The sequence below is a fragment of the Marinifilum sp. N1E240 genome (genome assembly GCF_009295825.1).
Taxonomy (GTDB): domain Bacteria; phylum Bacteroidota; class Bacteroidia; order Bacteroidales; family Marinifilaceae; genus Marinifilum_A; species Marinifilum_A sediminis.
In genome coordinates, this window is sequence record NZ_WHKF01000004.1 from 120,066 (window position 1) to 139,678 (window position 19,613).

Annotated in this window: 17 protein-coding genes; 15 read left to right on the forward strand and 2 right to left on the reverse strand. The window is 33.7% G+C overall.

Going from position 1 to position 19,613, the window contains the following annotated elements:
- Positions 1-191 precede the first annotated feature (191 nt).
- Entirely contained in the window at positions 192-2,615 is a 2,424-nt protein-coding gene (locus GCQ56_RS11965) for a DUF5916 domain-containing protein (protein WP_152734710.1), read from the forward strand.
- 209 nt (positions 2,616-2,824) lie between these two features.
- Entirely contained in the window at positions 2,825-4,672 is a 1,848-nt protein-coding gene (locus tag GCQ56_RS11970) for a glycoside hydrolase family 13 protein (protein ID WP_152734711.1), read from the forward strand.
- Between the two features lie 70 nt (positions 4,673-4,742).
- Here the strand turns inward: GCQ56_RS11970 and GCQ56_RS11975 are convergent, their stop codons facing one another.
- Positions 4,743-5,507: a response regulator transcription factor gene (locus GCQ56_RS11975; protein ID WP_152734712.1), complete on the reverse strand. Its 765-nt coding sequence runs from the start codon at positions 5,505-5,507 to the stop codon at positions 4,743-4,745.
- Between the two features lie 97 nt (positions 5,508-5,604).
- On the opposite strand from GCQ56_RS11975, the gene GCQ56_RS11980 reads away from it, so the two are divergent.
- A complete protein-coding gene (locus GCQ56_RS11980) occupies positions 5,605-6,255 on the forward strand; it encodes a DUF1349 domain-containing protein (RefSeq protein WP_152734713.1) in 651 nt (216 codons plus the stop codon).
- A 96-nt stretch (positions 6,256-6,351) separates the two neighbouring features.
- Here GCQ56_RS11980 and GCQ56_RS11985 read toward each other — a convergent pair whose 3' ends face one another.
- Positions 6,352-7,116 carry an SPFH domain-containing protein gene (locus GCQ56_RS11985; RefSeq protein WP_152734714.1) on the reverse strand — a complete coding sequence of 255 codons (765 nt, stop codon included), beginning with the start codon at positions 7,114-7,116 and terminating at the stop codon, positions 6,352-6,354.
- Between the two features lie 264 nt (positions 7,117-7,380).
- On the opposite strand from GCQ56_RS11985, the gene GCQ56_RS11990 reads away from it, so the two are divergent.
- The 12 genes from GCQ56_RS11990 (at position 7,381) to GCQ56_RS12045 (ending at position 19,494) form a co-directional block, all read left to right on the forward strand.
- Positions 7,381-8,319, forward strand: coding sequence for a radical SAM protein (locus GCQ56_RS11990; RefSeq protein ID WP_152734715.1), 939 nt, complete (start codon positions 7,381-7,383; stop codon positions 8,317-8,319).
- Between the two features lie 139 nt (positions 8,320-8,458).
- The gene (locus GCQ56_RS11995; RefSeq protein WP_152734716.1) at positions 8,459-9,667 is read left to right on the forward strand and encodes a winged helix-turn-helix domain-containing protein; all 1,209 of its coding nucleotides are present in this window, start codon (positions 8,459-8,461) and stop codon (positions 9,665-9,667) included.
- Positions 9,668-9,725: 58 nt separating this feature from the next.
- Positions 9,726-10,673: a hypothetical protein gene (locus GCQ56_RS12000; RefSeq protein ID WP_152734717.1), complete on the forward strand. Its 948-nt coding sequence runs from the start codon at positions 9,726-9,728 to the stop codon at positions 10,671-10,673.
- Positions 10,660-11,361, forward strand: a complete 702-nt coding sequence (locus GCQ56_RS12005) for an ATP-binding cassette domain-containing protein (RefSeq protein ID WP_152734718.1) — start codon at positions 10,660-10,662, stop codon at positions 11,359-11,361. The genes GCQ56_RS12000 and GCQ56_RS12005 overlap by 14 nt, the downstream gene beginning before the upstream one ends.
- A gap of 14 nt (positions 11,362-11,375) precedes the next feature.
- Positions 11,376-11,906, forward strand: a complete 531-nt coding sequence (locus GCQ56_RS12010) for a Crp/Fnr family transcriptional regulator (RefSeq protein ID WP_152734719.1) — start codon at positions 11,376-11,378, stop codon at positions 11,904-11,906.
- A 266-nt stretch (positions 11,907-12,172) separates the two neighbouring features.
- Entirely contained in the window at positions 12,173-12,709 is a 537-nt protein-coding gene (locus tag GCQ56_RS12015) for a VanZ family protein (RefSeq protein WP_152734720.1), read from the forward strand.
- A 432-nt stretch (positions 12,710-13,141) separates the two neighbouring features.
- Positions 13,142-14,674, forward strand: a complete 1,533-nt coding sequence (locus GCQ56_RS12020) for an Ig-like domain-containing protein (protein ID WP_152734721.1) — start codon at positions 13,142-13,144, stop codon at positions 14,672-14,674.
- Between the two features lie 175 nt (positions 14,675-14,849).
- Complete coding sequence (locus tag GCQ56_RS12025; RefSeq protein WP_152734722.1) at positions 14,850-15,737, forward strand: LysR substrate-binding domain-containing protein; 888 nt, start codon at positions 14,850-14,852, stop codon at positions 15,735-15,737.
- A 77-nt stretch (positions 15,738-15,814) separates the two neighbouring features.
- On the forward strand, positions 15,815-16,744 hold the full coding sequence (locus tag GCQ56_RS12030) for a YeiH family protein (protein ID WP_152734723.1): 930 nt from the start codon (positions 15,815-15,817) through the stop codon (positions 16,742-16,744).
- 456 nt (positions 16,745-17,200) lie between these two features.
- Positions 17,201-17,566 carry a DUF2200 domain-containing protein gene (locus tag GCQ56_RS12035; protein ID WP_152734724.1) on the forward strand — a complete coding sequence of 122 codons (366 nt, stop codon included), beginning with the start codon at positions 17,201-17,203 and terminating at the stop codon, positions 17,564-17,566.
- Positions 17,567-17,670: 104 nt separating this feature from the next.
- On the forward strand, positions 17,671-18,672 hold the full coding sequence (locus GCQ56_RS12040; RefSeq protein WP_152734725.1) for a hypothetical protein: 1,002 nt from the start codon (positions 17,671-17,673) through the stop codon (positions 18,670-18,672).
- Between the two features lie 183 nt (positions 18,673-18,855).
- Positions 18,856-19,494 (forward strand): hypothetical protein, encoded by a 639-nt coding sequence (locus GCQ56_RS12045; RefSeq protein WP_152734726.1) that lies wholly within the window; start codon positions 18,856-18,858, stop codon positions 19,492-19,494.
- Positions 19,495-19,613: the final 119 nt, after the last annotated feature.

Here is a 19,613-nt window from a genome sequence, read left to right on the forward strand (position 1 = left end):
ATTGATTTTATATTTTCGGAATGGATGGAACGCATGTTTACAAGGACGAAGCACATGAATTGTAATTGGTGTGTTTTAAAATGCAAATGTAAACCGAGTAGCATAGACATAAAGTTGTTGGTCAATAGGATTAGTAGGATTCAATTGGAGTAGATATAATTGTCATCGTCTAAGAAAATCTAACTAATCCTATGAAATTATATTCTTTTATATTGATCATTTTATGTTGTGCTTTGTTTTCATCTGTTCATGCAAAAAACAAACGCAAAATTTTTCAAACATCAAGATGTACCCAAGCTCCTAAAATTGATGCTAACTTGAATGATGAATCTTGGAAGCATGCTCCTTCTATTGAAAATTTTATTCAACAAAGTCCTATAAATGGTGGGAAACCAAGTGAACGTACCATTGTAAAAGTAATTTACGATGATGATGCGCTTTATGTTGGAGCCATGCTTTACGATTCAGCTCCGGATAGTATTCTTACAGAATATGGATTGAGAGATGCAGGAGATCAGCTTAATGCAGATCTGTTTTCAATAGAAATTAATCCTTGGAATGACAGCAGAACAGCTACGGAATTTATGGTATCAGCTTCAGGAATTCAAATGGATTCGCACAATACAATTGCTAGAATGAATAAAAGTTGGGATGCAGTTTGGAGTAGTAAGGTACGACTCAATGATGAAGGATGGATTGTTGAAATGAGTATTCCTTACTCGGCTCTTCGGTTTCCAAAAAAGGATATTCAAGTGTGGGAATTGAACATCTTTAGATTGATCAAGCGCAAGAATGAAGGTATTACCTGGAATTTTGTAAATAAAGATGTTGAAGGCTGGTTGAATCAGGCAGGTGAACTGCATGGAATTGAAGGAGTAGAACCCAAAACCCGATTGTCATTTAGTCCTTATGTTTCGTCTTATATTAGCAGCAATAGTAATAGTAAAAACGATTCATGGTCTTTTAAGGGAGGAATGGATGTAAAATATGGTATTAACGAGAGTTTTACACTCGATATGATGCTAATTCCTGATTTTGGACAGGTAGAATCTGATGACCAGGAATTAAATCTAAGTCCATTTGAAACTTTCTACGATGAAAAGCGATCTTTTTTTACCGAGGGAACGGAGATTTTTAACAAGGGTAATATATTTTATTCCCGTCGTTTAGGTGGAGAACCGATTAATAAAGAACTGGTTTCTGAATCTTTACAGCAAAATGAAATCATAACAGAAAATCCTAATGAAACACGGTTAATTAATGCTGTTAAAATATCGGGTAGAACCAATAAAGGACTAGGAATAGGATTCATAAATGCTGTGAATAAGAAAACTTATGCACACATAAAGGATACGGTGAGCAAAACCACAAGAAACTATTTGACTCAGGGAATAGCCAATTATAATATGCTTGTTTTAGATCAATCTTTGGGAAATCAATCTTACCTAAGTTTGGCGAATACGCACATGCTACATCCTAGTGATGATTATCGTTCGATGGTTAGTGCTACAGAATTCAAACTCACAAATAAAAGTGGTGTTTATGCTATTTCGGGAAATGCAGCTTTAAGTCAAAATAAAAAGGAAGAATCTAATAAATATGGTGTGCGTTATCAATTGCAATTGTCACGCATCAAAGGAAAATTTCAGTTTGATTTAATACATAAAAGCATCGATCATAAATTTGATCCCAATGCTATGGGATATCTTGAAAAGAACAATGAACAGAGCAATGTCGCAGTTCTTAAATACAATAATTATCATCCATTTGGCAATATAAATGAGTTCACAAATCAGCTAAGTATTACTCATAATAGTTTGTATCATCCAAATCGGTTTTCAAAATTGGAATTGTACGGGCAAAGCAAATTAGTATTTCAGAATTATTCGGCTATTACTATGGAAGGTAGCCTGACACCTGTGCCAAAATATGATTATTACGAACCACGTGTTACTAGCAGAAAGTATAAAGAGCCTACCGATTTTTGGCTTCGCTTAACTCATGATACCGATCACCGAAAATCATTGGCTTTAAATTCGCGTATTGCATATTGGAAAGGAAGAACATTTGGCAAGTTGAGCTATTGGCTAGAGCTTACTCCTCAATTACGAGTGAGTGATAAACTCTTGTTTAAGCATTATTTCTATTACGAACTGAATAAGAATAGCCTGGGATTTGCTGATTATAACGAGGAAACAAATGAGATCTATTTTGTCAATCGTGATATCAATACTTTTACCAATACATTGGAAGCAAGCTGGATTTTTAATCAGAAGGCATCTTTAAGTTTGAGAGCGAGGCATTATTGGTCTGAAGTGGAATACAAGGAGAGTTATTTGCTGAATGATAATGGCTCAATGAGAGATCAATCTGAATACGAAAATCACAACCATATTAACTACAATTCTTTTAATTTAGATATGATTTATACCTGGGAGTTTGCCCCGGGAAGTGAATTAACATTAGCATGGAAAAATAGTGTACAGGCGAATAATTCTCGTATTGATAGAAATTATTGGGATAATTTTTCCGGTATGTTTGGTAAAGACCAGGTTAACAGCCTTTCGCTTCGATTGAAATATTATATAGATTATCACAAAATTAAAGGTAAATAGGAAAAGTATAAGGAAAACGAAAAGTTTTAAATACAGATTTACTGCTACCAAATACAAGTTTATGAGGACATATGGTTTCGGTCTTCTAAAGAGTTTATCCATATATTTGAAGAGGTGTTCGGTGGAAATAATTTGCTAGATATGAGTAACTTTCTTTAATTGTCAATTGTATTCGAACAGAACGAAATAGAATAAAATATTTTAATTATATGAAACGAGTATTATTAGTATTTATAAGTGTATTGTTATTAGGAAATTTAGCTTTTTCAACAAAACACAAAATAGATCATTTGGAGCCTGCATTTTGGTGGGCAGACATGCAAAATCCAAATCTGCAATTGTTAGTTCATGGTGAAAATATCTCTGAGCTGGTGCCAGAATTAACTTATCCTGGGATAAGTATTAAAAAGATTAACAAAGTAGAGAATCCCAACTATTTGTTTATTGATTTACAATTGACAAAGGATGTGAAAGCGGGGAGTTTTGATATCCTTTTTAAAAAGGGAAAGAAAACAAAAGTGAAATACAACTATCAGCTAAAAGAGAGAAGAAATGCTTCGGCTGAACGTAAAAGTTTTACTCCTGCTGATGTAATGTATCTAATTACTCCGGATCGCTTTGCCAATGGAAATCCGGGTAACGATAATGTAGAAGGATTATTGGAAGGTTTGGATCGTGAGGAGAAAAATGGTCGCCATGGAGGAGATATCCAAGGGATTATTGATCATTTGGATTACATTGCCGATATGGGATTTACCTCTATTTGGTCTACTCCCTTATTGGAGAACCGTCAAACCACATCTTATCATGGCTATGCGATAACTGACTTCTACAATATTGATGCACGCATTGGTACAAACGAAGATTATCGCAAACTATCGAAATTGGGAAAAGATAAGGGAATCGGAATCATCATGGATATTGTCTTGAACCACTGTGGCTCTGGACATTGGTGGATGAAAGACATCCCTACCAAAGATTGGATTAATAACGAAGGGAATTTCACAAGTTGCACGCACAAGAGAACTACCGTTCAGGATCAGTACGCATCGAAAGAGGATTTAAAACAATTTTCGGATGGATGGTTTGTGAAAAGCATGCCTGATTTGAATCAACGCAACGAGTTCATGGCAAATTATTTGATTCAAAACACCATTTGGTGGATTGAATATGCCGATTTATATGGTCTACGTGTGGATACTTATCCTTATTCAGATGCAGATTTTTTACGAGAGTGGAACTTAAGAGTATTAGCTGAATATCCAAACCTAAATATTGTTGGTGAAGAATGGAGTACAAATCCTGCTATTGTATCATATTGGCAAAAGGCTAAGGTAAATAAGAATGGATACGATTCCAATTTGCCAAGCTTAATGGATTTTCCATTGCAGAATGCCTTGGTAGAAGGGCTGACACAAGAGGATACATGGGGGACAGGATTAATCAGATTGTATGAAATGTTAGTAAATGATGTTCAATATCCAGATCCTAATAATTTAGTGATTTTCCCAGATAATCATGATATGGCCAGAATTTTTAATCAGCTGAATAAAGATTATAATCTATATCAAATGGCAATGACTTACTTTCTTACTATGAGGGGAATACCTCAAATTTATTATGGAACAGAGGTTTTAGCAAACAGCGATGCGGGTGGTGATCATGGATTGTTACGCATGGATTTTCCTGGTGGTTGGGAAGGCGATAAAGTTAACGCATTTACTGGAAAAGGATTAAGTGAGCAAGAGAAAGACGCTCAGGATTTTCTTAAAAAGCTATTAAATTGGAGAAAGAATAACGAAATCATTCATACTGGTAAATTGATGCACTATGCACCAGATTTTGGAGTTTATACCTACTTTAGATATACCGATAATGGAAAAGTAATGGTAATCCTGAACAAGAATACAGAAGCAGTTCAACTGGCTACAGATAGATATCGTGAAATGCTAGGTGGTAAAACATCTGCTAAAGATATTATCACTGGCAAAACATTTGAATTGAAGGAGAGTTTTGAAGTTCCGGCTCGCTCTGCAATGATATTAGAGATAAATTAGAAATAGAAGTTAGTTTAAAAGAATCCCTCAACAAAATCGTGTTGGGGGATTTTTAGATTAATACAGTTCATTATATAATCTTTAGTCTAATAGCGATACGTACAGCTTCTAATGAATTATTTACTTGTAATTTAAGTAGTATATTCTGACGATGTCGATTAATAGTGTTTATACTTATGTGTAACTTTTCGGCTATTTCTTTGCTTAAAAACCCATCACGAACTAGGATTAATACTTGTTTTTCTCTTGGCGATAAAAGCTCGGTACAGTTATTATAAGTAGTTACATCGAAACTTTCTCCTGTTTTACTATTATTGATTTTACCATTAATGTTGTTAGCTGGAGCATCTTCAAATGAATAGTTGTAAAGACAAACTGCAAGCCAGAGACCATTTTTACTACTATTTTTCACGTACTGAGTTCGATGTGATATGTATTGATAATTTTGTTGTTGATTCGTAGCTCTAATTTGACAGGAAGTATGGTAGTTTAAACGATCATTAGGAGGTAATTGTTTTAGAAAATTAAAAAACTCCAGTTCAAGAAGGTGTCTTTCAAATATATCATCAGGATGGATTCTATTGTATATTTCCTTTTCCCAAATGGAATCAATAATAATATGTTCTGATTCTTTCATTCCCAAATATCGACCAAAAGAACCAACAATTATATGACTCTTGTTTTCGGCAAGATCGGATAAAACTGCAACTGATTGGTCTATGTTTACAAATGCTTTTATAGTTTGTATTGTCTCGTTGAGTTTGGAAATTCTGATATCCTTACTATCGAAAGTTTCTTGAGCAAATTGATCTTCTATTTTTTTTATTAATTCCATTCAAATGTAAAGTATGGTTATTTTTCAGTATTGTCCTGTCGACTAAAAAACTTCAATTTTGTAAAATTAGAAAATTCTAAAAGTAAAATTAATTGATATGAAAAAATTAGCAGTTATATTGTTTTTAATTAGTTTGTATACAACCTCTGTACTTGCTCAAAAAATGGAAGCAATGCAGTGGTTTAATGAACCTGATTCATGGGGTATAGACAATGGTAAATTAACTATGGAAGTGACGCCTCAGACTGATTATTGGAATAAAACTCATTATGGATTTACAGTAAATGATGCTCCTTTTCTATATACAGAAAGAGGTGGTGAATTTGAAGTAATTGTTGAAATTGAAGGAGAATACAAAACTCGATTTGATCAAATGGGTTTAATGTTACGAATTGATGAAAATCATTGGGTTAAAACCGGTATTGAATACGTAGATGGAGTATACAATTTTAGTACAGTTCATACCATTGATTTTAGTTCATGGAGTGTGATCACATTAAAAGAAAAACCTAAAAGTGTATGGATAAAGGCTAAAAGAAAACTCGATGCTGTTGAGATATTTTATTCTCTTGATGGAAAGAATTATCAAATGAGCAATATTGTATATTTTCCCGATAACACTATGGTTAAAGTTGGTATGATGGCTGCTAGTCCTGATGGTGATGGGTTTACTGCTATTTTTGAAAATTTCAGAATAAAACACTTGCCCGACTCAAGACGTGTTGAGTGGTTAAAACAGAATAATTAGAAATTTAGGTTATTGTGGGACAAAAATTAATTCAATAGAGATAAGCATTTAGTGTATCTTATTTTTGGAATTTATATTTGTCCCAAATTATTCTACTTACTTTTTATCGATAGAATCATTAGGTTTTTCTTTAGTATTTCTCGGTAAAACTTCTTCTGGAAAAGGAAACAAAATAGTTGAGTTTTTCTCAGAGGCAATGTTTGCCAACGTCTGATACAATCGTAGTTTTATTGCCGATGGTGATTTGTCAATCAATTTACCCGCAGCCAGAAGATTTTCTGCAGCTTCCTCTTCAGCTAGTGCGAGAATTACTCTGGCTCTGCGAGATCGTTCTGCTTCGGCTTGGTTCGCCATCATTCTTCTCATATTCTCAGGCAATTGAATATCTTTAATTTTCACATCGATAATTACAATTCCCCAAACTGCAGTTTCCTTCTCCACAATAGATTTGATGTTTTTGCCCATTTCTTCTCGTTTCGATAAAATGGTATCCAGTTCAACCTTTCCACAAACATCGCGCAAAGCAGCTTGAGCCAATTGAGTAATCGCAAATTTGTATTCTTCTACTTCTAAAACAGCCTTTTCGGGATCGTTAATTTGAAAAAATACTACGCCATCTATACTACAAGGAACATTGTCTTCTGTCATTACTTCCTGAGAATCAATGTTGATAGTTATTACTCGAATGTCAACAATATTAACCGTTTCAACGATAGGGATGATCCATCGAAAGCCTGGATTTAGAATTTTGATGTATTTTCCAAATCGGAATTTTAAGGCTCTTTTGTATTCAAATATGATTCTAACACCTGCGAAAAATAAAACAGCAAGGCTTACAATTAAAATAAGTAGAAAATTCATGAGATTAGTTTTATAAGGTTAAGGGTTAAAGAAGTAATTATTGGAAGTGCTAAGGAGAAAAGCTTGTTCCCTGAGTGTCAGTCATTATTAAATTTACGAAAATCATTAGGTTTAACAAAAGAAGAGCTTGTACTGCTTGTAAGTAATTTATTTATTTATCGTGAAAAAGGTATTTCAAGAAAGGATAAATAGTTATAAAAGCTGTCATTTCGGACGAAGCTATTAACTTTGCCAATAGATTTGATAAGGTAAAATATTAGCAGAATGTATAAATATTTGTTTGGACCGGTTCCTTCCAGAAGGTTAGGGATATCACTAGGACTTGATTTGGTTCCTAAAAAAGTTTGCTCGATAGATTGTGTTTATTGCGAAGTTGGAAAAACTACGAAACTATCAGTTGAACGAAAGGCATATATAGAATCTGAAAAAATTATAGGGGAGTTAGAGCATTATTTGAAGAATAACCCTAAGCCCGATTACATTACCATAACAGCATCCGGAGAACCTACATTAAATGAGAACCTGGGAGAGATACTTCAATTTATCAAGCAAGAATATCCTGAGATCTCAGTGGCTTTGATTACCAATGGAACTCTTCTTCATGATAAAAATGTAAGAGAGGCAATGGTAGGTGTTGATCTTGTACTTCCTTCTTTAGATGCCGCTACCGAACAGGTTTTTAGAAAAATCAATCGTCCACACAAGGATTTAGACTTTGAGCAGTACATTAATGGCTTGATCAATTTTTGTAATGAGTTCAAAGGTAAAATATGGTTGGAAGTATTTATTCTACCTGGGTACAATGATAGCGAAAGTGAACTTGCTGAGCTTAAGAAGTTAATCCTAAAAATTAAGCATGATTCAGTTCAGTTAAATACTTTAGATAGACCAGGAACGGTTGCCAATTTGAGAGGAGCTACACAGGATGAATTGCAAAGAGTAATAGATTTTTGGCAGTTAGACAATGTTGAAATTATTGCCAAACCAAAACAAGCAAATAAGGAACAATCTTATCGGAAAGATATAGAAAATGCAATTTTGGAAACCATTTCGCGTCGACCTTGCACACTTGAAGATTTAAGTACCATTTTAGGAATGTGTGAAGAAGAGGTGAGTAAGTGCATGGATGTTTTAGATGCAAAAAATCAAATTGAAAAATTAGAGCAAGAAAGAGGTGTATTTTATCAACTGAAAGTAGAATAAACTTTTTAATGAATTAGATATAAACTCTCACAAATATGTGGGAGTTTTTTATTGGAGTATTCTTTTTCAATTGAATCTAGTATTTCATTAAAAGCTATTTGTTTTGTAGATTCATGAACGGAAATTAAGAAATAAATCCATGACCCAAAAAGTTGACTCTCTATCCAAGCAAGAAGCCAGAAAACTGGTATTGTTATCACAGCAATTGCCACCGGCAAAGAAAAGTGGAAATGCAATTGAAGCTACTTTATCAGCGATTGAAAATCTCGGTTATGTACAAATAGATACCATTTCGGTGATTCAGAGAGCTCATCATCATACTTTGTGGAATCGTAACCCTCGCTATCAAAATTCCCATTTGGATCAATTAGTTGCCGATAAAAAAGTATTTGAATACTGGTCGCATGCGGCTGCTTATTTGCCAATGTGCGATTACCGATTTAGTCTGCCCCGAAAAGTAGCAATTGCAAGCGGGGAACAGAAGCATTGGTACGATCGAGATGAGAAGATGATAAACATGGTTCTAAAAAGAATAGAGAAGGAAGGACCATTAATGGCTAAAGATTTTGAGCATACTGGAGCAAAAAATATGGATTGGGCAAGCAAACCTGCCAAGCGAGCATTGGAATATCTGTTTATGCAAGGCGATCTCATGATTCCTTCGCGGGTGAACTTTCATAAAGTATATGATCTTACCGAAAGAGTATTGCCAAAAGGAATTGATACCTGTATACCGGGTCAAGAGGAGCATACACGATTTTTAATTACCCGATATCTGGAAGCAAATGGAGTGGGACATGCAGCCGAAATGTCTTACTTGTTAAAAAACACGAAGCCTCTTGTAATTGATGCTCTAAAGGAAATGCTTTCTAATGGAGAAGTACGGGAGGTAAACGTAAATGATACGAACTATTTTGTTTTGCCGACTTCACTTGAATTGTTGAATCAATCTTTATCACGAAGTAAACTTAAAATACTTTCACCTTTCGATAATTTGCTTATTCAGCGTAAGCGCATGCAAGCATTATTCGATTTCGACTATCAGATAGAATGTTACGTTCCCGAAGCAAAGCGCAAATATGGTTATTTCTCTTTGCCAATTTTGTGGGATGGAAAATTGATTGCCCGAATGGATTGCAAAGCAGATAGAAAGAAATCTATCTTGCATATCAATAATCTGGTTTTGGAATCAAATTTATCAAAGGCTGAAGCCTTTTCTCTTGTATTAATTAAAGAAATACAAGCCTTTATGAGCTTTAATGAATGCAATCAGATTTGTTTGCATAAAACTTCTCCGGCAAATTTAAAACCAGCTTTACAGACTTTGTTCTTAGGATTGGGATTGTAGTTTTATTGCCAGACAAATGTTTTGTAGATTAGGGCACAATAAATAAATTAATTCCTGTATGGTAAAAGCATTGATGTGGATAAGAGTAAAGCAAACCTACAGAGCAATTGTTCAAATCGGTTTGTTTCGTTCTGTGTTTTTATTTGGTTTACTTTTTTTTGTTGGATCTCTTTTAAACTCTTATTCTTCTGATAGATCGTATTCTCAGTTTATTAGTGTCGGATTTATTCTGCTTTTACTCTCCATTCATATTAAACGGGGAGATAAATTGTTTTTGAAAAGTCATTTTTCAAACTTTAGAATTCTTCTTTTAATCGAATATCTCCTTCTTTCTCTTCCTGTACTTTCACTGTTTCTAATTCATTTACAATGGATATCTTTTCTTGAATTATGCGGTGGAATAGTACTTGTATCATTAATAGAATTCACGACAAAACACAGGATTTTGAATAGTCGTTTACAAGCTGCAATTCCAGCAGATTCTTTTGAGTGGAAAGCAGGAGTAAGGAAATATTTTTTTATAATAATTGCCGTTTGGATATTTGCCTTTATCGCTTCATTTAATATTGGAGTTGTGCCACTTGCCATATTTATTTTGGGATTTATCACTTTCAGTTTTTATGAAGAATGTGAATCGTATCAAGTATTATTACTGCACGAATTAAACGCGAAACAGTTTTTGCTATTAAAAGTAAAAAGGCAATTGCTCTTATTTTCAGTAATGGTAACTCCTCTTATTTTAATGTTTTTGATTTTCCATTTCGATAAATGGTACATTCCAATAGCCGAATACGTAATTTTTATATTTCTGCATATTTATGTAATTGTAACCAAATATGCTTTTTACGAACCGAACACAAAATCTCCGGCAGCGCAAATGTTCGGAGCCTTTGGAGCCTTAGGCTGTTTTATTCCAGTATTTATTCCATTGGTTTGGGTTTTAACCATTCGTCATTACCTAAAATCAATTGATAAACTCAATTTCTATTTAAATGATTACAATTAAGAATCTTAACATATCCTACCGAAAAAATGAGCCTGTAATCCATAACCTGAACTTGTTGTTACAAGACGGAATGATACATGGAATTGTGGGCTTAAATGGAGCGGGTAAAACAACCTTATTGAATGGCATGTTTGGCTTAAAAAAAGTTGATAGTGGGAAGATGTTAAGCGATGGATATAAAATCAATAAAAAATCATTGGCTTATCTGGTAACTGAAAATTTCTTTTATTCCAACATTACGGGCAGAGAGTATCTCAACTTGTTTACAAATAAGGAGTTCGATCTTGAGAAATGGAATTTGTTATTCGATTTGCCATTGGATCATATCATTGATGGATATTCCACAGGAATGAAGAAAAAACTGACTTTATTGGGTATTTTAAAGCAAGATAAACCTTTGCTAATTCTTGATGAACCTTTTAATGGTATTGATATAGAAACCTGCAGAATTATTCGCATGATTTTGCTCCGCTTAAAAGAGAATGGGAAAACCATTATTGTGACTTCTCATATTATAGAAACTCTGACAAACTTATGCGATTTTATTCATTATCTGGAAAAGGGAAAGATAAAATATAGTAAAGACAAGACTGGCTTTGCCGATTTCGAACGTGAGATTTTTGATAAGATTGAGAATGAAAACATAGAAATCATCAATCAGTTGTTTGAAAAAGGGGAAGAGAAATAAATAATCGATTTTTGATGAGGATTAATTCAAAGATATGGGATCGCCTAAAGGAGGTAGCAACGGAACAACAGTTACCTGCTAAGTTTATTATTTTAAGAGAAGGAGAGGTGTCAAATAATATCTACTTTATTAAGAAAGGATGTTTGCGATTGTGCTTCAATAATGATGGTAAAGATGTTACTTTTCAGTTTTTCTTTGAAGGGGATGCTGTTTCTTCAATAGAAAGTTTTTGGGCGAATCAACCAAGTATGTTTAGCCTTGAAACAATTGAAGCCAGTACCATTTTGCATGTAAGTAAAACCGATTTTCACAGAATTGTAACTAGTTCAGTCGAAATAAAGGAACTAGTTGAAAAACAAATCTTCCAGAGGTTAATCACCTATCAAAAACTGTTCTTATCGCGAATTAAAGAAAAACCACAGGAAAGGTATGAACAGCTACTCACTCATAATCCTGATATATTTAATCGTATCCCGCAACATTATATTGCTTCCTATCTCGGAATTACATCGGTATCCTTAAGTAGAATAAGAAATCGAAAATGATTGTTCTATCGTGTTATTCTTGGAAACGCGATTAAGAAAGCCTTGATGCTAGGTACATTTTGGAAAATGGGATATAAAAACAGAAAGTGGATTAGTCTGAATATACAAAAGCAAAATTCTGATGAAAAACGAAAAAAATACTTGGATCAAATAGAAAGTAAGTTTGTCAAATCGTAATTTCAAATATAAAGTAATTCGATTTCCCACATTACTAATTTGACATATAGGCAACTGCGTAGTATCTTAAGGGAGCTAAAAATAAAATTATGCCTTTATTTAAATCTTCTCATGAAAAGCGACTGTGGCTATACGTTTTGCTGGTTTGGATTGCCATAGTATCGAGTCTGTTTTTAGGGTATCCATTGTTGAAGATATTGGGAAACCAAAACATGCAGGCACTTATTTTTATTATCTGCATGAGTATGATTGGCACTACTATAATTCTACATACTTTTAGAAGGAAGAAAAGTAAAAGCGATACAGTTACCATTTTGGGAATTGTTGCGGTTTTTCTCATGCTTTTTCTTCGTTTAGGACTGGCAGAGCGTACTCACCTTATTGAGTATTCAGTACTCACAGTTTTTATTCATAGAGCATTAATTGTTCGATATCAAGAAAAGTATAAGAGTATTCAAATCGCTTTTCTGGCATTATTGGTTTCTTTTACAATTGGCGTGTTCGATGAATGTGTTCAGATATTGATCCCCAACAGAGTGTTTGATCTTGCAGATTTTCTATTTAATGGTTTGGCAGCAGGAATTGCAATTGGCGCCAGTTTGCTTTGGCAATGGATCAGAAAGTAAATTGCTTTTTCAATAGTAAGATGGAAGTTATTTCCAAATTAAATATTTATTGCTTTTGATAATATTAGAGGTGGAATATACTGTGGCGAGAAATGATCTTATTGATAGTGTTTTACGATTGGAAATATAATCTTGTAGAATATAAAAAGAAAATAGTAAGACTCTCTTTTCACAAGAAAATACAATGTTAACTATTGAGTAGTGATATATATTTATCAAAACACAGGGATTGATTATTGGTTGAGCTTTGATAGAAGGAATGTATTTTTAAGGGAATGACATCTTTGTTTGATATAAATGTCTGAAATATAGCTCGGTGTAAAATTAAGGAAAAAGGGCATTATTTGTGAAGTAGAAGTTGTTACTATACAATTGAGTTTGACAAAATAATATTTTATATTTTTGCATGAAATAATCTAAAATATCTATTTTATGTGCAAAAAACTCTATTGGGCTTTATGCCTATTATGTGCTTTTACATTAGTATCATGCGATGACGATAATGAAGAAGCTACAGTTAAAGTAAGTTCTATTGAATTTGAAGAAACAAATTTGGTATTGACAGAAGGTGCAACTCAACAGTTAAATGTTACTGTTTTACCAGAAAATGCATTCGACAAAACAATTGCATGGTCAAGTTCCAATAAGGAAGTAGCTACAATTAACACTACAGGTTTACTTACAGCAATAAAAGAAGGAACTACTATTATTACAGCTGAATCAGGAGATGGCGAAGTTTCTAAAACTTGCGAAATTACTGTTCAGGCTAAAGAAGTAGCACCTGAAGGGAAAGTACGTTTTAAAGGACAGATAACTGAGGTAGGAAGTAAATCTTCATCGGAGTCAGCAAGAAAACTTCTGGTAGTATATACCGAAAAATTTACAGTGGATAACTTTGCTGATGGTATGATTACCACAGAGATTGAAGTTGCTGAAGACGGTGCTTTTACATTAGATATTGAGGAAGGTAACGAGTTTATTGTCTTTCTAATGGAAAATAACAAAGTTCAAGGTTTGGTTGGTATTGATGCAGGAGATGAAGAATACTGGGAAACTATTAATTCAGGTTATCTGAGTGGCATTATTGAATTGGGTAATGTTCCATCTTCATCAGACAATGGTTTGTTGATAGCAGAAAAAACAATTGCAGACTTAAGTGTTGTTGAAGGTAAAACTGAATTGATTCAGAAGATTTCAAGACTGGATGATCATATCAGAACCTATATGAACTTTACAAATACAGGTTTTAAGAACTTTGCAAGCCCTGGTTTTGTATTTTCTTCAGATTTGGTTTTTGATGAATTAATCGATGCTGATAAATTAAACTATGCTGGTTATCAGATTTATGCATGGGGAAAAGAATTGGAAAATAAGATGAACTTGTATCCACCTGCAGAAGTTGCAAGAGGTAATGGAGAAACATTTAATGCTGAAACACCTATTTCTGGTGAGGCATTCGATCCTGAATCAGAAATCAAATTTATGGGTTTTATTGGTGGTGAAACTTCTGAAGATCTACTTCAAGGTGATATTCCAGCTGGAGAATGGTCTATGCAGACAACTTCGGGTTCTGAATTGGCATCTTACAGTTTAAATTCTATTTTGCCTTTGGAAGATGATAAGATTTCTGTTCCTGTACCAGCAATAAAAATTAATTCTGATGCAACTGGTGTTATTACCGATATCGAAGTTAAATGGCAGTATTATCGAGGTGGAGAATTGGTTACCATTACCGATGTTGAACCTTTGAAGGATAGAATTAGCAATATCAACATTGAGTACATTCAGGATGAAAATACGGGTGAAGATCATACATTTAATTACGATGATACCAGTATTGTTCCTGACAATCAGAATGTGTGGTCAATTAATGGGGAAAATGGCAATAAAAAAGTAAATACATTGGTAATTGGTTATACTATAGATTGTGTTTTCTATCAAGTGAAAATGGTTGTAGAAGACTAACAATGTAAATTGAAGCTTATTGATTAATATCTAAAATCTTCATAAATAGAATAAAGCTGTTCTTTGATAATAAGGACAGCTTTTTTCATTTGGGAATTGTTTTGTTAATTTTATCCCGAAAGGCTTAGGCTTATTTTGCCTAGCAAACATAGGAAAGATTAACAGGACCAAGAATATGGATTACAGAGATAAAGTTTTTTTAGCGGTTGCAGAAAATTTAAGCTTTTCAAAAGCTGCAGAAGAATTATTTATCAGTCAGCCAGCAGTTACCAAGCACATTAAAGAGTTAGAAACCAGATTAAACATTGCTTTGTTCGAGCGAAAAGGCAATAAAATCTACCTGACAGAAGCTGGAAATCTTACCTACAATCACTTAAACGAGATTCGGCAACAGTATCGAGAATTGGAATTTAATATCGAGAGATTGAATGATTCTTTCAAAGGAACACTTCGAATTGGTGCCAGCTCAACCATTTCACAATATTTGATTCCTAAGGTTATCGCTGCATTTTACAAGCGTTATCCTAAAATTGAGGTCTATTTGCTAAACGGCAACTCCTTTGATATGGAGCAAAAGCTTCTGGGAAATGAAATAGACATTGCCTTAGTCGAAAATGACAGTTCTCAATCCAATATTCAGTATAAAGATTTTCTTGACGATGAAATTATTGCAGTAAGCGGAAGCAATAGTGTATGTTCCAAACGAAAATTGATTTCCTTAGCCGATCTGCAGGAATTGCCCGTTGTACTCAGAGAAAAAGGTTCAGGCACACTTCAGGTGATTCAGCACAGTTTGCTAAAGAACAACATTAGCTTAGATCAGCTCAATATAGTGATGCACCTGGGAAGTACCGAGGCAATTAAAAACTTTCTGGCTGATTTCGATGGAATTGCACTCGTTTCTGAGAAATCTATCGAAAAGGAATTGCGATTAAAAGAAATCGTTAAAATAGGGATTAAGAATACCTCTATGAATCGAAAATTTCGAATCGCCCTAAGACAGGGACATCACACTTCAATCACCGAATTATTTATGGATTTTCTCTCTCATTATAACTTTTAGTTATTGCTGATAATTATATTGTATTTGATATAGCTATAGCTTAAGCATATTTTTGTTCCGAACAAATGGACTAAAATATGACTTTAAATCAAAAACAAATCAAAACGATCTACGGTGCAATACTATTTCTGTGTTTTATGCCTTTCATTTCGCCATCCCTTGCTTTGGGCTTAGGTATTGTCTTATCATTAATGGGACTGAAACATGATAATATAGCAAAATACACCTCCTTTTCATTGCAAGCATCCATTGTGCTAATGGGCTTTGGAATGAATTTAACCCAGGTGATTTCTGCCTCCAAAACTGGCTTTATCGATACGGCAATATCTGTGGTATTCGTAATGTGTGTGGGATTATTAATCACCAGGCTTCTGAAAATTGAATCTAAAATAGGACTATTGATATCGGCAGGGACAGCCATTTGCGGTGGGAGTGCCATTGCTGCTGTTGCTCCGGTACTACATGCGAAGAACTATCAGGTATCTTTCTCTTTGGTGGTCATCTTTATATTGAATGCCATTGCCTTACTCATTTTTCCTATTTTAGGTCATTACTTTAACATGAGTCAGGAAACATTTGGAACCTGGGCTGCAATTGCCATTCACGATACCAGCTCGGTAGTTGGGGCAGGAGCAACTTATGGTGTTAAAGCTCTAGAGGTTGCAACAACGGTAAAATTAATACGTGCCTTATGGATTATCCCCTTATCGCTGGTTATTGCATTCACTCAAAAAGACAAAGCAAACGGAAAAATTAAAATTCCCTGGTTTATAGGACTTTTTGTAGCCAGTATTCTTACAGCCTATTTGTTTCCATCAAATGCGGTTAGCTACGAACACTTGAATTGGCTGGGCAAACGAGGAATGGTCATCGCTCTTTTTCTAATAGGTTCAAACATCTCTTTTTCCGAAGCAAAACAAGCTGGTTTCAAAAGCTTTGTTTTAGGTGTATTGCTTTGGTTTCTGATTGCGATAGGTTCTTTTCTTGCACTAACCAGTAATTTTTAAATTGGAATTTACCATTCATGAAATTTAAAAAGGAAAAGCCTGAGTCACTGGTTCAGGTTTTTCCATTTTATAGTATTTTATTAAATTGGCTCTGTATGATTTAAAGTAGGTAGTTCATCAATTTATGTCGTTTATATGTTGAAAAATACTTTGAGTTAGCTTGATGGGCATTGGAAGGGCAAGCTGCTTATCCGCCGAACTTAATGTTTTCAAGTAAAAGTAGTTTGAGCTTACACGCCCTAGATTCTTTGTTTACTTTCTCATCAATAGAGAAAGTAAAAGCCATGCGGCTTGAGCAAAGAAATAGTAAAAGAAAGAATCATAGGATAATTGTTTTTCATAGAATAATCAATTTGCTTACCCAATATATTTCATATAGAACCATTAAATCATTATAGTTTTGTATTTTCAAACTTGTTACAACATAGCTAGCTCCAATTTTAAATCAAGAATAATATGAAGGTTACAGCTGAAAAAAATGAACAAGTTGCGAATATGATCTTTGCATCTATTTACCCCCTTTACTGGAATAGATTGGAAAAAAATGGTAGGACAAAAGAAGAGTTCCACCAGGTAATAGAATGGTTTACTGGTTTTGATGAAAAAAAATTACAATCACTTATCGATGAGAAAGTAAGCTTTAGAACGTTTTTTGAGAAGGCAAAAATCCATCCCAATGCACACATGATTAAAGGGGTGGTTTGTGGTTATCGAATTGAAGAAATAGAAGATGAATTCGAAGTGTATAAACAATGCAGACGTTTTGAAAAGCTGATTGATGAATTAGCCAAAGGTCGTAAAATGGAGAAAATTTTGCGTTAGAAAATAAAGATAAAGTCTGAACTGATAGTTCAGGCTTTTTTATTTTGTTAAGTCTTTATAGTTTTGTAGATTCATTGCTTAAGTATTTACTTAATTTTAAATTGATGAGGAAAATCTACTATCTATGCTTATGTTTCATCCTTTTGGGATCATTTAAATCGGAAAAATCTCTTGAAGGCGTTTGGATGCTTGCCTATAAAATAGAATATCCTAAAAAGGATATTTCTCCTATACATATAAGATCTTTGTACGATTTTTCTGAAGATACATTATGGATAAAATCGTTCAATCATGAAAGTTTACCCGATTATGGTAAGATTGAAGAGTTTAATTACAAATTGAAAGGGAATAAACTTTGTATTGATACGATGTGTTTTACCCTTAAAACCATTACAAAAGATAGTTTGGTAATACAATTTAAGCATCAATATAAAGTAGATCTAGTGCTAAAAAGATTGATTCAGGTGAATAAACAGCCAATACCAAGTTTTAGAAACAAGGCGTTTGCATTTACAGGTCCCCAATATGCCGATTCAATTGATTTTATAAACGACAGTCTGTTTCTTGACATTGGAAACAATGCTTATTCTAATAATAGAACGAAGAGGTGGAGGACCGAAACCTACAAATCGTTTAATTTTTTGGTTTTAGACATGATGTTTCCAACTCCATTTTTGATTAATAATAGCTCTGAGGATGAGATCAACCTGACGGCTTACTATACTAAAAATAAGAAATTTAAACTGCAGGAAATTAAGAATAAGCGAGATATTAGAAACCTTGAAGGAGTGTGGATAGGAAATAGAGTGAAGCAAGGGGATTTTCCTGAGCCACCTCGCCCTTTAAAGCCACAAGATTTTTCTGGTGATATTGAATCGGATTATGCTTTGAAAATAAAAGGTGACTCATTGGAATATAGACAGTATTATGGAACCAGCAGAAGAAAATGGCTGCTAAATACAACAAATGATTTTATATATTTTCCGGATAGGTTAGACTCTAAATATGGTATTTGGAAAATTAAAGAATTAAACAAGGATGAACTCAGAGTTCGTACAGCAATAATCTATAATACAGAGAAAATTATTTCATATAAAAGGAAATAACAAGCTTTCTACAGTATCGTGAAAAAATAATGAAGGGAATAATGGAATGACCAAGAGTCACATTCTGTTCGAAATTCATAATCGTTTTATTAGGAACAATTGAGAATACAAATACAAGCAAAAAGATAAAGCACTTTTATGTTAGTAGCAATTATTGTTGAAAAGTGTATAGAATATAAATAGATGAAATCGACAAAGATAAATCAACCATTAGCCAATAGACCTAAGTGTTTATTGTATGCAATGCTATTCTTTCTGTTAATCATGAGTTGTTCTAAGGATGATTCAGAAAAGGTGTATGAGGATATAGATATTACTGAATTGATAGGTTATATTGGAGAACCTATCCAGAACTTCACGGTAGATTATAATCGTTTTTATATTCCTTCTGATGCGATACTTTCTGAACCAAAATTTGAAATAGAAACTTTGAGCGGAAATTATAAAGTTCGTTTAACCGGACAATACCAGGAAAATAGCGACGGATCTGCGCAAACCTTGTTGGATGAAATCAATGGGGAAGCTGTTTTTAAGAATGAATTTCCTGAAAGCATAGATCATTTAGCAAAATTGGTGAAAGAAAATTTTAAACAATTACCATACTCTAGTTTTGTGAATACTGAAACAGCTTCTTCTCCATATGATATAGTATCGAATGAAAAAGTTGAGTTCAGTGACTACGATGTGTTTTATAAAGAAATGAAAGAAAGAGGGATTGAATCAATTCATCATACCTGGATTTTGGAAAATGATGTTGTATGTCATCTTGGTATTGGTAATAATCAAATCTATTTTAGATTAAGTGCTTTCCCAAGTTTATAAAGAGAAGAAAAGCTGCCAACAAAACTAACCCTCCACATCCCATAAAATTAAACGAATACATTTAACTTTCAAGCGGGAAAATAAGTAAAAAATAGCCGAAGAACCCATTAAATACCCCT